Genomic DNA, 12,998 nt, shown 5'->3' with positions numbered 1-12,998 from the left:
CCTTAACTTAACCAAATTCGGTAAACGGCTGGCATTAATGTGTAAAATTGCAAATAAAAGCGTGCATATACTTGTAACGCACTAACATTAAACGCTACTGTATAATTTCCGGCTCCAGAGGATGATAAATCTAGATAACCTACTTGACTATCGCTAGATGCGCTATCTTTTAATAGTTTAATACTCTTAGTTTCACCAGCTGAACGATTATGGTAACCCTCTATGACTAACCAGTTATAACCAGTCATATTAATATATGTGTATATTGTACCTGGGCCTTTTTCAAGCAGTGTTATTTGCCCGCTATCCAATGATACATTGGCGGTTATTCTAGCCCAATTCGCTATATTATTACCTCTTAGATATAAATCGGTCGGAGTAGGAACATAGCCCTCAAAAGTACCCACTATTCCCCCTACATTTACACCTTTCTTAATGTTAGCTGCTGACAGATTAGTTACACCATTGACTGTTACATTTCCTGTTAAATATTTTCCATTCGTAGACACAATCTGTTGCGAAGCCGTTGGATTAACAGTTTGGCCTCCCATGGTCGCAATGCTTTGTGTTACTTTACCTGACCCATTATGATATCCTTCAGGTATTGTATAAGAACCATTAATGCCTAATAATGTACTAATAGCTCCCCGATCTGGCATAGTTCCGGTTAATGGTTCGCCATCTTTATCGACGATCACCTTCCCCGCCAGAACATCAGGCTTTCCAGCTGTTACGATATCAAGATCTGCCCCACCGCCTCCTCCGGGCATCCATACTTTTCCCATGAATTACACCCCTTTCAGTCCGACTTTAATATCCGTCGCAGGCTTCTTATACGCCTTAAAGGTAATGATTCCATTACCCAGGGTAGCCGTACCACTGGTTACGATTCCAAAGGCTTTATTGTAGGCTTTCTGGACGGTTTCTGTGACCCCGTCAGCCAATGCACTTACAACCATAGCTTCTGAGTCCTCTGTGGCTCCTAGTACCTCTGCAATCTGCGTGTATGGAGCCGCACTACCAGTCCAACCTGAGGCGGTCAATGTAATCTCCGTCACATGGTTGATCTGGTTGATTGCCTTATTGGTTGCATTAATATCATTGGCTCCGAACTTATCGCCCTTCTGAGTATAAGTTGTTTCATCAGGAAGGCTATACGTGCCGTCCTCATTTGGAATCAGGCGGTACCGGCGCTGGCCATCAAACATGGCATCCTTATAATCTGTTTTTAATCCCACTTTAAAAAGCACCTCCGTTTAGTGTAAAAGATATTGTTTTCCTGCCGTTGTACCGGCTTTGAATATTGCTATAGATTAGCCTACAGGCTTCCTCAATTCGGTTGAGTTCCTGCCAGTTAATAAAAGGCTGATTATCATAAAAGGTCTGACGGGATCCTGTCTTAAAAGGATAGGTCCCAGCTCGAATATTTTCCACGTTTGACTCAAACCGGTTGATCTCATCCGCGTGATAGCCGTAATCCTGATAGGTTTTATCTAAGCCCATTTCCTCAAAAACAAAATCCGGCCAGAGCATTAGTGCCTGTAACCGGATCTCGTTTAAGTTACCCTTTATGCGATTGTAATCTTCAATGTTGAAGAAGTCTCCCTCTTTCCAGTTTGTTTTAGGAGTCTGCCACATTGCTCATGTCCCTCCTTGCTTTGATAGAGCCGCTTATGGCCCCGTTAAATTTCAGTGTATGCTCATATACCCGGAGCAGTAAATTTGATACGTATTTATTTTCCAGGAACGCAATGTCGTTTGCATCAATCCTGGGTTCTCCACGATATTCCAGTTCGTACTGACGATCTGACTTTAAGTAATCACCAATCCAATCTGCAAGATTGGCTGCAAGAATTGCATCTGATACTAGAGGATTTTCCCATGCTTCCTGGCTACCGGTTGGATTTAGCTGCCGTGTTACATTAGCCTTTACACTTGTTAGCTCCCGACCGGATATTGACACCTCTACAACGCCTGTAACCCCTGTAATTTCCACCGTGGCAAAGTAATTGCTGCTGTCTATAATAGTAGCAGTCAGGCCCTCTCCTGGCTCTGTCAGGGCGCAGGACAAGTCGTAAGAGGGATTGTTAAAGTAAAAGGTGTACCGATTATCCGCAGCCGTTACTGCAATCGTTTCTTTGGCCAGTTCCTTTTTCTCTCCCGCCTGATTGTATAGAGTTCTTACTATCTGCAGTTCTCTTACTTTGGCAAGCTGTGTTCCCTTTGGTGTTTTGGTCAATTCATGGCCATATTCAAAAATATAATCAGTACTGTCTCCGAAAGTAATATTGTTTAGTATCACCCGGTTATTAGGAAAGCCCTTTGTAAATTCCATAACCAGCTTGTCAAACTCTTCAAATTCGTGGCTAATGACCGTTGTTGCGGTCAGATCTGTTACGATGTAATCTTCCACCAGTCCCCCATCGAGGTAAGCATGAAAGACCATCTGCGTTGGATTATTACTGCCAAATTCCAAGGTCAGTCCAAAGCATTTGAAAGAGGCCTCCAGGTTGATCTCCACAGTCGGATTAACAACAAAGTATCCGTCACTTTTCGCTACTGCCTCTGAAACATATCCCACATTTAGATAAGTCGTTCCTTCTTCCTGCCTTGGTAGGAAATACTGTGTAGAAGTCACATTTGTATAGTCCTGGACTGCTAACGCATACGGCTTCTTCTCTGCCTTATCCAGAACAGATCCAGCATGGCTGAAATATGTCTCATTATCTGATTCAGCTTCCATGTCCGGGATAAAACTAGATTTCAAGAAGATATTCCCCTCCCGGTCCTGGTAAAGAATGCACCTCCCAGCATTGGCAATCAACTGTAGGGCTTCTTTGTGAGTAACCACTGGCATCGGATTGGAAACCTTCACAGACTTTAAATAACTGTCAATCCAATAGGTACGATTATCAATTCCGGCATCGGAAAGCACATCAAGTGCCAAATCATACAAGCTGATACCTTCCGGGCGATAAAGTCCCCTATAGTAAGTCCCGTCCATGAAATCGAATCGGTCACTGGCTGAAAAGCTCATTTCCTCATCGTCAGCAGACCATTCTTTTAATTGTAGCTTTGCTCCGGGCAACCACTCCACAGATCCATCTTCAAGCTCTTGACCGTATAAAATGGTTATGTCCTGACCAATCTCTAAAAAATTCACAGAGCTTTCTTCATTCTCAATGTCAAAGCCTCTGTCTTTATTGTTTATAGACAGGTTAAAGTCTATGGTTGGCAGCTCCTCCATAATCGGGCTGATGTGCTCCTTTTTTGTGGCAGATAGTATCCGTCTATTATCAAAATAGATTCCGATACCCATAGTAATCTTGTGTATCCGGAATCGGCTCTGGCCGTTTACCATCCGCGATGGATTAAAACGCAGGAACGTAGCCCCATTAAATATCTCTTCAGTTACAAAATGCCCGTTATCATTTCCGGTGATTTCCAAAGTCTTGTTATCGGATTGTATGGTAAAATCTACCGGATATGCCTTTCCAAATTCAATGGTCAGCCCCTTTATGTCATGCTGGACTGGGAACCGGATTTCCACCGGCCCCATAAGTCCTTCTGACACGATCCCCTGATTGAGAACTACATCCGCTCTTTTCCTCGGAAGGAAGTACATACTGCCATCAACTGGCGTGTAATCCTGGTCACAAGTGGCGTATAGCTCCTGGACCTCATAATTGTCCAGGGGCATCTTAAAACTACTGTAATAGGTGTAGTTATCCTGATTGGGAACATAGGCGCCTGCCTGCGCCTCCTGGTTGATCAGGCCGATAGTGACCCGAATATGGGAAAATGGATTCCGGAACTCACTACGCATAAGTTCCTTGTATTGCTGACTCGCTGGCTGCATTACTCAATCACCCCACAGTCGATAATATTCACTTTGCAATCCTGGTACATAGTGGGAAGACCATCAGAATCAAATTCTACGGGAGTCGCTGTACGGTTCCCTGGATACACACGAATTGTCATCATGCGGTTATTTACCATATCCGGGATTCGGGCAGTTACTACAAATTTATTAAACTCCTGCAGCATGGCTGACCAGGTGGCAGCATCTAAAAACTTCCATTGCAAGTTTTCAAATTTATGTTGATCCCTTCCTACTCTCTGACCAATAAATTCTCCTTTTGCATTTTTCCCGTCACTAACATTGGTTGCTACAACAAGATTGCCCCCAATGTCCGGAGACGGAAACTCCCGGCCATTGATTGTGAGTACTGCCATATAGCACCGCCTCCTTTAAGTTTTCTTCATTGTAAAACCACTTCTCTTTTCAAGATCCACAAGTTTGGTTTTAATTTCCCTAATATCTATATTTACAGTTAAGTCCATGGCTTCGATAAGATCTATGATCTTCCGGAGCAGATCTACCATAATGGATAGATAATGATCTGACATGGACTCGGTCTGCATAGACATAGCCTGGTTGGCCATGTTCTGGACTTGATCTTCCATGCCAGTATTGCGAGCAGAGGAACCAACCAGAGAAAGCTGAGGTGTTCCACTGCTGACAATGGCGCTCATGCTTGCAGCCAAAGGAGCAATGGCCGATCTCATACCGTATTGCACTGCGTTTGTGATTCCTTCCGTTATCTGCATGTTGTTAGCAACTGCGGCCTTGCCTCCCCAACTACCAACCATTTCTGGATTGCCGTTTTCGTTGGCAATAAACAAGCTTCCGGAACCAGGAAAACCTCCAGTAGCATGGCCTTTTACTCCTGGCCCACTACTCACATAACCCGTACTACTTCCAGGGCTGGAGGAGTCTCCTTTTTCTTTCTTTTCCTTCTTCTCCTTTGCGTCTTCCTTAGCTTCCTTAACAAGATTCTTTGCTCCATCAATGACGTTATTAAACGCCTCACTCACCGTTTTTGCAATTCCACCTAACCAGTCAGTAATGCTATTCCATATTTCCTGCATGCCCCGCCATAAGCTATTCATCACGTCTTTTCCAACCTGGGTCATTTCATCTAGCTTAAATACGTCCTTAATCTTTTGCCAGATCTCTCCAAACCAGTCTTTAATTGCATTCCATTTTTCTTCAATGGTAGACTTTACACTATCCCATATCTCGGATAATTTATCTCTGATTGCGGAGAAACTGTCATTTGCCTTATTCTTTATGTTGTCCCAGAGGTCAGTTATAAAGGTCTTAATCCCGTTCCAGATAGCTTCCCAGGTACTTCTTATCGCAGTAAGAATGGTATCTATCACTATTTTTATAGCTGTCATCAGCGTTTCCGCTAATGTTTTCATAGCATTCCAGATTCCAGAGAAAAACTCCTTAATTCCATTCCAGGCTCTTTCCCAGTCTCCAGTGAAGATTCCGACTATAAAATCAATTAAACCTTTAAGGGCATCAACAACGTAAGATAATGTTTCCTTAATGCCAGACCACCACACACCAAAAGCAGTGATTAATCCGGATAAGGCATTTTTTATCACAGGGAGCATGGTATCCATGAACCATGAGATAAACGGCTTAAGACAGGTATCCCACAACGTAGAAACTAATTGTATAATCCCATCCACAAACCCTGAAAATAAATTAATAATAAGCCCTACAAGCGTACTGATAACGCCTGAGACAGTATTCCACATATCGGTAAATCCACCCAGGAAGCCCTGAACCAGGAAGCCACCTATTTCAGCAAATACGGTAGATGGGGAATGGATACCAAAAATATCTTTTACCACAGTAATGATACCAGAGAAGATTTCCTTGATTTTTCCCCAAGCCCAATCAACGAAAGAAGAAAGACCGTTGACCAAGCCTTCCATTAACATCTGACCAATGGTCCCCCAATCGGTGCCGTTTGCGATTTCTTTGAAAATATTACTTAAGCCCTTAAAGACATCAGTAATTCCTTTAATGATATCCACGATGGTTCCGCCAGTCCAAGAAGCCAGCGGTTTTAGTAGGTTGTTCCAGAGCCATTCTCCTAATGGCTGCAACGCATCTAAGACGTTGTTTAAAAAATCAAGGGCTCCGGATATCGTATCAAAAACCGCAGGAATTGCTTGCTCTATAGCCCATTTTCCAAGTGGTTCCAGTACATTTTTAAAAAGCCACTCTAAACCAGCTCCTAACTTTTCACCTAATGGCTTTACGGCGGCAGTAATGCGTTCAAAAGACTTCATAAGTGGGGCGAAGTCAAGATTCTTACTCCATTCAGATAAAGATTGTGTGATTCTATCAATGGAACCAAGCAGACCATCTAATAGGTCCATTATGTTCTGAATCACCGCTGTTCCCGTTCCATCGAGTTCCCAAGCGGTACGGAAATTATCCCGAATATTCGTAATAGTATTGTTGATATTCGTAAATATCTCAAGTATATGGGCAATGACGGATTCCCCAGTTCCATTGTTCCAGACCGTACGGAACGATTCCCCGATTGTAAGAATGAGAGCCAGCCAGGAATTTAACTGGTCAAAAATGCTTTGTATGAGATTAGTTCCCCTCCCATTTTCATCCCAAGCCTTTTTAAATGCTCCGGCTATATCACCAACAATGTAATAGATCTGTGCTACAAGGCGCAGGATATTAGTGCAAAACTGCTCTCCTGTTCCATTGGTCCACACTTCCAGAAAGCTGGAACCGATAGATTTAGCCAAACTAATTACGTTGGTAAAGGCATATTTTGCAGCATCAACTACATTCTTACCTTCCAGATCCCAGGAATCCTTTAATGGTTTGAATAACTGGCTTAGAACACCTTTTACCTTTTCAGCAACGGTGCCAATCGCATCCATCTGACTGGAATCTATATCAGGAGTGGTTATTTCAGGAGCCCCTGCTCCACCACCTCCATCATCACCACCTGTATCACTTTTGAGAATATTAAGTTCATCAATACCTGTACTGACGCCTTGTGCATCCTTGGCTGCCTTTTTTGCACTGCTCCCATAGGCTCCCATGGCTGATTTTGCTTTTACAAGGCTCTTGGTTGCCGCGACACTACCTGCAAGCGTTTTACCAAACAATAGGCTTACAAATGCTGCTACATAACCAGTTACTCTTGCCAGAGCTGCCATAAGCATATTTAAAGCGGGCATGATAGCCTGTAGGATTGGGGTAAAAGCCACATTTAGGTTGGAGCGAACTAGCTTTAGAGAATTATTAAATTGATCATTGGCTCTCATGGAATCAAATAGATGCTTGCCAATAGATCGGATTGCACTTACTACCATGGGGATAATAAGGCGATAGATCAAAAGCGTTTTTAACATCTTCTGCATTCCATTTTGAGCACCGGAAGCATCGTTACCACTTTTTCTCAATGCTCTTCCAAAGAAAACAACCTGACCGGCCGCCTTCATAAGCTTCATGCCACCATTTCCCGCTGTTCGAAAAAGATTACCAAGAGTACTGGTTAGTTTACTTGCCGCCCCAGTAACACCTCCCTTAAGTATCCTGAACAGATCTGTAAATCCCCTTTTCAAGAAATTTAATCCATTCAGCGCACCTCCAGTGCCGATACGGGATACCGTTTGATTGATTTTATTGACAGCTCCAGTAGTTTGTGCGTTAGCATTATTAATGCTGTTGGCCGTATTCTGCAAACCGCTTATTTTAGGGGCCATATTTACCTGGGGAACTTTTACATTAACCCCTTTAAAACTTCTTCCATTCTGCCCTTGGGAAGCTCTGGTAGTGGCTGCAGTAACTTTAGCTGCATTGGCTGACTTACTTGCCATTTCATCAATCTTTCCATTGATCGCATCCCACTGTGCACCCAGATTTTCAACTTTCCCCTGCAGATTAATGATGCTTCCTTCTGTTTTTACAATCTGCTCTTGGATCTTTAACTTTTTGGACTCATTAAAGGTGCGTTCATAGGCTTCCTTCAGACCGGATAATTTGGCTTCCTGGACATCTATCTGTTTTCCCAAATTATTGATAACGGCCTCTGTTTGATCTGCTTGCCTTTGTAAAACGTCGGTGGTAGCGTCAAGCTTAACGGAAGGCATTTTTACAGGCGGCCCCCTTGGTTTTGCAGGACTGACGTTTTTACCGGATAGATCTGCGTCCTCTATAGCTCCAGGGGTAGCCTTAACATTAGTAAACCTAGAAAGCGCCTTTTCAATTGCAGCGTTTAGGCGTTCTCCTAAATTATCAATTCCGGCTTCTGCTCTTTCGAAACATTTATCAAGGGCGGCTTCTATTGTGCTGGTAACGTTTTGCATGGTACCCTTTACCTGACTATCCATGTCCTGAAACATTTTATCCGTATTTACGCCCACCGTTGCTTTTTCCAGGCTTCCCTTTAATCCTGTACCGATCTTCTGGGCTGCCTCGGATATCTGTCTCCCAATGTCAGACTGGACCTCTAGGTCTAAACCTATTTTACCTACACTGTCACTCACATTATCACCTGCCCTTCATAGAAAAACGGACCTCCTATGCGAATGCCCGTGCAATAATTGCTTGTATTTCTTCTACTGCTTTTACTTTTTCTGATTCAGTCATACTTTTCATTTGATTATGACGCCTTCTCCATTTGTTCCTGATTTCATGCTGGTCTTTGGTAAACTGCTTTAGCATATCCTCATTTTCTTCGCATCGAATGCTTACAATTTGACCAAGAGGAGTTTTAGGCATGATTCCTGATAACAGGGTACAGAACTCTTTCCAGTCCATATCCTCCGCATCTATGAGGCGAATATTATACTGCATGGCAAAGGAAGCTTCGATTAGCTCCCAGTCCTCGAAAATGTCATACCAGGGATTATTTACTTTTCTTCCCTGCCTGTTTTTCCTCCCCAGCTTGCGCCTCTAACGTTTCTAAATCCTCATTGCTGATAGCTGCCATAATGACATTTACAATCAGGCTTAAGTTTTCCATTGGAGGATCCTGGGACATTATATACTCAAAGGCATCTTCTCCCAAGGCAATCTTGATAATAGCATCTATCTTTTCAAATTCGTCCTTATCCTTATCCTCCGTAGATGCTCGGATAAAAAGAACTGCACTTTTGCTTGTGTTGATTTTAAACTCATGACTTTCATCTATCTTGATTGTAGGTCTTTCATTACCACTCTGTAATCTTGCAACAATATCATACGCTCTTGCCATTTCTTAATCCTCCTTAATGACTCTTCTTATTTTCCGGAACTTGCTTTATTGTCAGAACTTGATTTATTGTCAGAGCCACTGTCTCCTGGTGTATAAACCGGACGACCATCTCCCACCATATCAAACTCCAACGGAGCTACACTGGTAGAATCTCCACCATAAACGGACTTCACGTCTAATACACAATCGTATTTTAGAGTTGCCCCGTCTGGAAATTCAATCAATGCCTTGGTACTACATTCCAGACCATCTTTCCATGCAACGCTAGCAACATAGTCATTTCCTGGATCTCCAATATTTCGTTTTCCCTTTAAGCTAACCTTGAATTTCTTAGAGGTCATTAGAGTACGTCCCCATCCCTTTGTTGTCATTGGCGTCCAGTCCTGAACACCCCCATCAATGCTGATTTCAAAACTTTCCATGTCAGCAATCTCAGTCATATCACTATCTTTGCTGTCTTTTCCTTTAGTTCCAATCTTAAACACCAAACCATAGACTGGAAATACGCCTAAATTATCCATATCACTTACATTCCTTTCTTATAATAAATAACAAAATTGATTACGTGTTCATAGATACCCTTATTATCTGTTCCTACGCTCACAGGGCAATCTGTTTGCATATCGAATAAAAACACCTCATTACCACCTATAAGACCTCTCTGCCCATACAGGAGATCGTATAGTTCCTGCGCTTTTGATTCTGCACAAACTGCATCAACTCCCCAATGAATCAGGACGGAAACTGCCTTTGTATCATAAGACTTATTCTTTAAGCCACCAATTGGAATTGTACGTTTTGGTCCCTGAATGGAATAAATACCAATGCACTGCTTATCATTCCCATTGATTTTTCCTATGTACCAGCAGGGAGAATCTGTCTTTGATTTCAGGTAGTCTTTTACATCTGACAGTGTCATGTTATCAGCCCCTTCGTATTTACTTTCAGACGAGCCTTGAAAGCTGTTTTAAATAGATCTTTCTTATCACCATCTATGTATTCCTGTAACCATAGCCCCTTTGCATTCTGGTTTTTATCCTTGCGAAAATCAAATTCAGGATGCCAATAAAGTCTCCTTGCGTAAGGTGTATCGTATATAATTCTATACTTGGACCTGGACTTCTTTTTCATGAAGACGCTACGCTCCAACTCGCCAGTTTCTTTAGGTACCACCTGGCTGCTTACAATATCAGACTTTACTGCTGCAACCGCCTGTTGAATTGATGGTTCAATTGCTTCCTGAATCTCCCTTAACTTCCCCGGATCCAATTTGACAGAGACATTTACCTTCATTAGATCAACCTCAATTCCGTATAATTAACAGTTCCGTCTGGATTCCTGACTTTAAGAGCCTGAATAATGGTTCTTTCTTTCCCAAATATTGTAGCGACTCCACCACTAATGACAGGCAGATCCGGGCAGATATCATTTGGAAGTAGTGCTTTCCCGGAAATCTGAACCAACTTCTGCTCTGTATCCATAATCATCTTAGTGGAGTCCTGGTAGTTACATTTTAAAGACAGTTCAGCCGCCACCAAAGGGCCGCCAGATTCGGACAGCCCTTCTTCATGGAGTACTAACGCAATATCTGTCTTACACAGCCGTTTTGGCACTAAACACGGGTATTTCATAGCTCACCTCGCTAACCGGCAGCACAGGCCAGTCTGTGATAACTGTGCGTACACATCACGCATCATAGCAATACCTTTATCTGTAAACACATTCCATGAACTGCCAAAAGTAACTGATGCTCCATTTAGACTGTAACTGGAAAGAATCGTGTTAATCTCGTCAGCGTTCTCATATTCAAAGTCAGCCTGTAAGCAAACTACTTCCTGAATGACTTCCTGTTGAAACTCGGTCAAATTGGAAAATCCCCGGCCCACAATACGGTTGTAGGTCAGGGAATCAATATGACGGCTGGCTTGACGAAGCGCTTTCTCCAGATCATCTTCTGGTACGATGCTGCCTTTATAACTTTCTTTGTAATATTCTGGTGTTACGTAAGAGAGATATGCCATCTTACTCACCTGCTTTCTGGTTCCCAGCTTTTCCTCTTTTTGTTTCTTTATCAGGTTCTTTTTCCACATTTTCTTCTGGAACTTCCGGATTCTCCTCCTGAGGTTCCATCTCATCTTCCACTGTCTCCTCAGGTTCGGGTAGTCCCTCAACCTCATATCCATGGATTCGAAACCAATTTAGCAGGCGGGGATCATTTGTTTCTCCCACACCATTGCAAAAAGATACACTGGCAGATGTGCCTGTATATTGTTCATTAGGCGCATATACTTTCATAGACAACTCCTCCTTATTATTTCACCTTGATATTACGAAATGCACCAGCCGCTTTGGAAGCCTTTAAAGCAATGGCCGCATTCATTTCCACCTCACCGGTCTTTACTGCTCCTGCCGTTGTAAAGTCAGGAAGCCAGGTCTGAACCGGTGCCACTCCTGCAAATGACACACCGTGGAGTCCATCAAGCGCTAGTCTTGCGGCAAAGAGGGAAGTGGTTCCTTTTGTAGCATCAATGTCCACTACCTCTGTATTGGTTCCAGGCTTTGCCCCTAAATCCACGAAAGGAATGTTTCCGTATGACTCCACATTGGTTCCCCAGTCGCTCTTTGTCACCTGATACATAGACGCACGCCTTGCACAGGCTCTAAGCTTAGAAATCAACTTAGTGTTTCCAGCAATGAAAGATGGTTCCCCATCAAGGCCGCGAAGAAATTCATCTAACATATCCAGAAAGTACTGAAAGTTATCTGTTACCATCTGAGAAGTTGATAAATCAATTACCGATGTTCCGGCATTGTACTCCGTAGAGCTGCCAGCCAGGGCTTTTTCTAAGCCATCGAAAGCGTTACTGTCCACCGCACTGTCTCCATTGATGAAAGTATCATTAAACAATGCTTGAGCTGCTTTAATCTTCTGCGCCTGCTGAAGCTCCACTTCCGATACGATACCGCCCATATTAGCAATTACACGGTCAATCTGATATGATCCACCAAATACCTTAATATCAACGGAATGACGTTCCTTGGTTACTTCATGAGGCGTATATTCCTTGTTAATCTCTCGAAACTGCGCCGTAGGCTGTGTTTTTAATCTGGTGTAGGAATAAGTAGGGGTTGCTCCGCCTCCAGTTGGGGAAACGGCATCATCAAAGGTGATATGATCCAGGATCCAGTTGGATTTTCTGAATTCATCAATCACCCCGATCTGCAGGTCGTCCTGCACATTTTTCTTTGATTCTTCTAACGTAATAGCCATAGTTTTTAGTCTCCTTTAAATTTATTTGGATGGCATCTGGGCCTGAAGCTTTGCTTCAATAGCTGCTTTCATATCTACCTTACCATCATCGGTTTTGGTTGTTGTCTGAGTTTGCTGACCAGGAGCTCCAAGCGGACGAAAGCCCGTATTTTTTGGAGGTTCTGCCTTATCTTCCTTAAATAAAAACGGCTTAGATTCTTTAATGGACTTTAGCTGCTCTTCCAGACCAGTGACTTTCCCATCGTCAGAAAGGATTAGCTTAGATTTATCAAATAAGCCAGCCACCAGTTCTGCATCCTGGGCAGACTCACCAAGTGCCAGCGTAATAGCAGTGGAAAGCTTCAGCTCCTTCATATCTGCTTCGTTCTTTTCCATTGCAGCTTTGTTTTCTGCCTGCAGGGTTTCAATCTGTTTTTGAAGCTCGGCATTGTCTCCGCTGTTCTTCTTTAAATCCTCCAGCTGTTTATCCCGGTCCTTGATATCCTTTTCAAGCTGGCCTTTTGCCTGATTGGCAGCGTCATAGTCTGCTTTAGGGACATAGGACTCCAGCTCCTTTTTAGACGCTTCCGCTGCCTTTGTGGCCTGTTCCTCACTGAATCCAAGTGCAACAAAATCTTCTTTTTTCATAATCTCAT

At 43.0% G+C, this 12,998-nt stretch carries 16 protein-coding genes; all 16 read right to left on the bottom strand.

The genetic code is table 11. From position 1 onward, the window contains the following. Positions 1-2 precede the first annotated feature (2 nt). The 16 genes from OW255_RS00580 to OW255_RS00505 are packed head-to-tail and all read right to left on the bottom strand — an operon-like array spanning position 3 to position 12,990. Positions 3-785 (bottom strand): hypothetical protein, encoded by a 783-nt coding sequence (locus tag OW255_RS00580; protein WP_268115292.1) that lies wholly within the window; start codon positions 783-785, stop codon positions 3-5. A gap of 3 nt (positions 786-788) precedes the next feature. Further along, a complete protein-coding gene (locus OW255_RS00575) occupies positions 789-1,238 on the bottom strand; it encodes a hypothetical protein (RefSeq protein ID WP_268115291.1) in 450 nt (149 codons plus the stop codon). 1 nt (position 1,239) lies between these two features. Beyond that, positions 1,240-1,638 carry a hypothetical protein gene (locus tag OW255_RS00570; RefSeq protein WP_268115290.1) on the bottom strand — a complete coding sequence of 133 codons (399 nt, stop codon included), beginning with the start codon at positions 1,636-1,638 and terminating at the stop codon, positions 1,240-1,242. Then, a complete protein-coding gene (locus OW255_RS00565; RefSeq protein WP_268115289.1) occupies positions 1,622-3,859 on the bottom strand; it encodes a hypothetical protein in 2,238 nt (745 codons plus the stop codon). The genes OW255_RS00570 and OW255_RS00565 overlap by 17 nt, the downstream gene beginning before the upstream one ends. After that, on the bottom strand, positions 3,859-4,236 hold the full coding sequence (locus OW255_RS00560) for a hypothetical protein (RefSeq protein ID WP_268115288.1): 378 nt from the start codon (positions 4,234-4,236) through the stop codon (positions 3,859-3,861). Before OW255_RS00560 ends, OW255_RS00565 begins: the two co-directional genes overlap by 1 nt. A gap of 15 nt (positions 4,237-4,251) precedes the next feature. Continuing rightward, complete coding sequence (locus OW255_RS00555; RefSeq protein ID WP_268115287.1) at positions 4,252-8,382, bottom strand: phage tail protein; 4,131 nt, start codon at positions 8,380-8,382, stop codon at positions 4,252-4,254. 34 nt (positions 8,383-8,416) lie between these two features. Continuing rightward, positions 8,417-8,692: a Gp15 family bacteriophage protein gene (locus tag OW255_RS00550; RefSeq protein WP_465245367.1), complete on the bottom strand. Its 276-nt coding sequence runs from the start codon at positions 8,690-8,692 to the stop codon at positions 8,417-8,419. Positions 8,693-8,744: 52 nt separating this feature from the next. Then, a complete protein-coding gene (locus OW255_RS00545) occupies positions 8,745-9,092 on the bottom strand; it encodes a hypothetical protein (RefSeq protein WP_268115286.1) in 348 nt (115 codons plus the stop codon). A 26-nt stretch (positions 9,093-9,118) separates the two neighbouring features. Further along, positions 9,119-9,613 carry a phage tail tube protein gene (locus tag OW255_RS00540; RefSeq protein ID WP_268115285.1) on the bottom strand — a complete coding sequence of 165 codons (495 nt, stop codon included), beginning with the start codon at positions 9,611-9,613 and terminating at the stop codon, positions 9,119-9,121. Between the two features lie 5 nt (positions 9,614-9,618). Then, entirely contained in the window at positions 9,619-10,011 is a 393-nt protein-coding gene (locus OW255_RS00535; protein WP_268115284.1) for a phage tail terminator protein, read from the bottom strand. Then, on the bottom strand, positions 10,008-10,385 hold the full coding sequence (locus tag OW255_RS00530) for a hypothetical protein (RefSeq protein ID WP_268115283.1): 378 nt from the start codon (positions 10,383-10,385) through the stop codon (positions 10,008-10,010). Before OW255_RS00530 ends, OW255_RS00535 begins: the two co-directional genes overlap by 4 nt. Next, positions 10,385-10,723 (bottom strand): hypothetical protein, encoded by a 339-nt coding sequence (locus OW255_RS00525; RefSeq protein ID WP_268115282.1) that lies wholly within the window; start codon positions 10,721-10,723, stop codon positions 10,385-10,387. The genes OW255_RS00530 and OW255_RS00525 overlap by 1 nt, the downstream gene beginning before the upstream one ends. A gap of 3 nt (positions 10,724-10,726) precedes the next feature. Further along, positions 10,727-11,182, bottom strand: a complete 456-nt coding sequence (locus tag OW255_RS00520; protein ID WP_268115281.1) for a head-tail connector protein — start codon at positions 11,180-11,182, stop codon at positions 10,727-10,729. Beyond that, the gene (locus tag OW255_RS00515) at positions 11,115-11,387 is read right to left on the bottom strand and encodes a hypothetical protein (RefSeq protein WP_268115280.1); all 273 of its coding nucleotides are present in this window, start codon (positions 11,385-11,387) and stop codon (positions 11,115-11,117) included. The genes OW255_RS00520 and OW255_RS00515 overlap by 68 nt, the downstream gene beginning before the upstream one ends. Positions 11,388-11,403: 16 nt before the next feature. After that, on the bottom strand, positions 11,404-12,363 hold the full coding sequence (locus OW255_RS00510; RefSeq protein ID WP_268115279.1) for a major capsid protein: 960 nt from the start codon (positions 12,361-12,363) through the stop codon (positions 11,404-11,406). 21 nt (positions 12,364-12,384) lie between these two features. Then, positions 12,385-12,990, bottom strand: coding sequence for a phage scaffolding protein (locus OW255_RS00505; protein ID WP_268115278.1), 606 nt, complete (start codon positions 12,988-12,990; stop codon positions 12,385-12,387). Positions 12,991-12,998: the final 8 nt, after the last annotated feature.

The organism is Lacrimispora xylanolytica (genome assembly GCF_026723765.1).
GTDB lineage: Bacteria > Bacillota > Clostridia > Lachnospirales > Lachnospiraceae > Lacrimispora > Lacrimispora xylanolytica.
The sequence above is the reverse complement of the archived record's forward strand: the minus strand, read 5'-3'. Positions and strand labels throughout refer to the sequence as shown.

What these genes read in the sequence shown, in the direction of transcription:
- OW255_RS00580 (WP_268115292.1), bottom strand. Translation starts at nt 785, where the DNA reads ATGGGAAAAGTATGGATGCCCGGAGGAGGCGGTGGGGCAGATCTTGAT.
- OW255_RS00570 (WP_268115290.1), bottom strand. Translation starts at nt 1,638, where the DNA reads ATGTGGCAGACTCCTAAAACAAACTGGAAAGAGGGAGACTTCTTCAAC.
- OW255_RS00565 (WP_268115289.1), bottom strand. Translation starts at nt 3,859, where the DNA reads ATGCAGCCAGCGAGTCAGCAATACAAGGAACTTATGCGTAGTGAGTTC.
- OW255_RS00560 (WP_268115288.1), bottom strand. Translation starts at nt 4,236, where the DNA reads ATGGCAGTACTCACAATCAATGGCCGGGAGTTTCCGTCTCCGGACATT.
- OW255_RS00550 (WP_465245367.1), bottom strand. Translation starts at nt 8,692, where the DNA reads ATGCAGTATAATATTCGCCTCATAGATGCGGAGGATATGGACTGGAAA.
- OW255_RS00545 (WP_268115286.1), bottom strand. Translation starts at nt 9,092, where the DNA reads ATGGCAAGAGCGTATGATATTGTTGCAAGATTACAGAGTGGTAATGAA.
- OW255_RS00540 (WP_268115285.1), bottom strand. Translation starts at nt 9,613, where the DNA reads ATGGATAATTTAGGCGTATTTCCAGTCTATGGTTTGGTGTTTAAGATT.
- OW255_RS00535 (WP_268115284.1), bottom strand. Translation starts at nt 10,011, where the DNA reads ATGACACTGTCAGATGTAAAAGACTACCTGAAATCAAAGACAGATTCT.
- OW255_RS00530 (WP_268115283.1), bottom strand. Translation starts at nt 10,385, where the DNA reads ATGAAGGTAAATGTCTCTGTCAAATTGGATCCGGGGAAGTTAAGGGAG.
- OW255_RS00525 (WP_268115282.1), bottom strand. Translation starts at nt 10,723, where the DNA reads ATGAAATACCCGTGTTTAGTGCCAAAACGGCTGTGTAAGACAGATATT.
- OW255_RS00520 (WP_268115281.1), bottom strand. Translation starts at nt 11,182, where the DNA reads ATGTGGAAAAAGAACCTGATAAAGAAACAAAAAGAGGAAAAGCTGGGA.
- OW255_RS00515 (WP_268115280.1), bottom strand. Translation starts at nt 11,387, where the DNA reads ATGAAAGTATATGCGCCTAATGAACAATATACAGGCACATCTGCCAGT.
- OW255_RS00510 (WP_268115279.1), bottom strand. Translation starts at nt 12,363, where the DNA reads ATGGCTATTACGTTAGAAGAATCAAAGAAAAATGTGCAGGACGACCTG.
- OW255_RS00505 (WP_268115278.1), bottom strand. Translation starts at nt 12,990, where the DNA reads ATGAAAAAAGAAGATTTTGTTGCACTTGGATTCAGTGAGGAACAGGCC.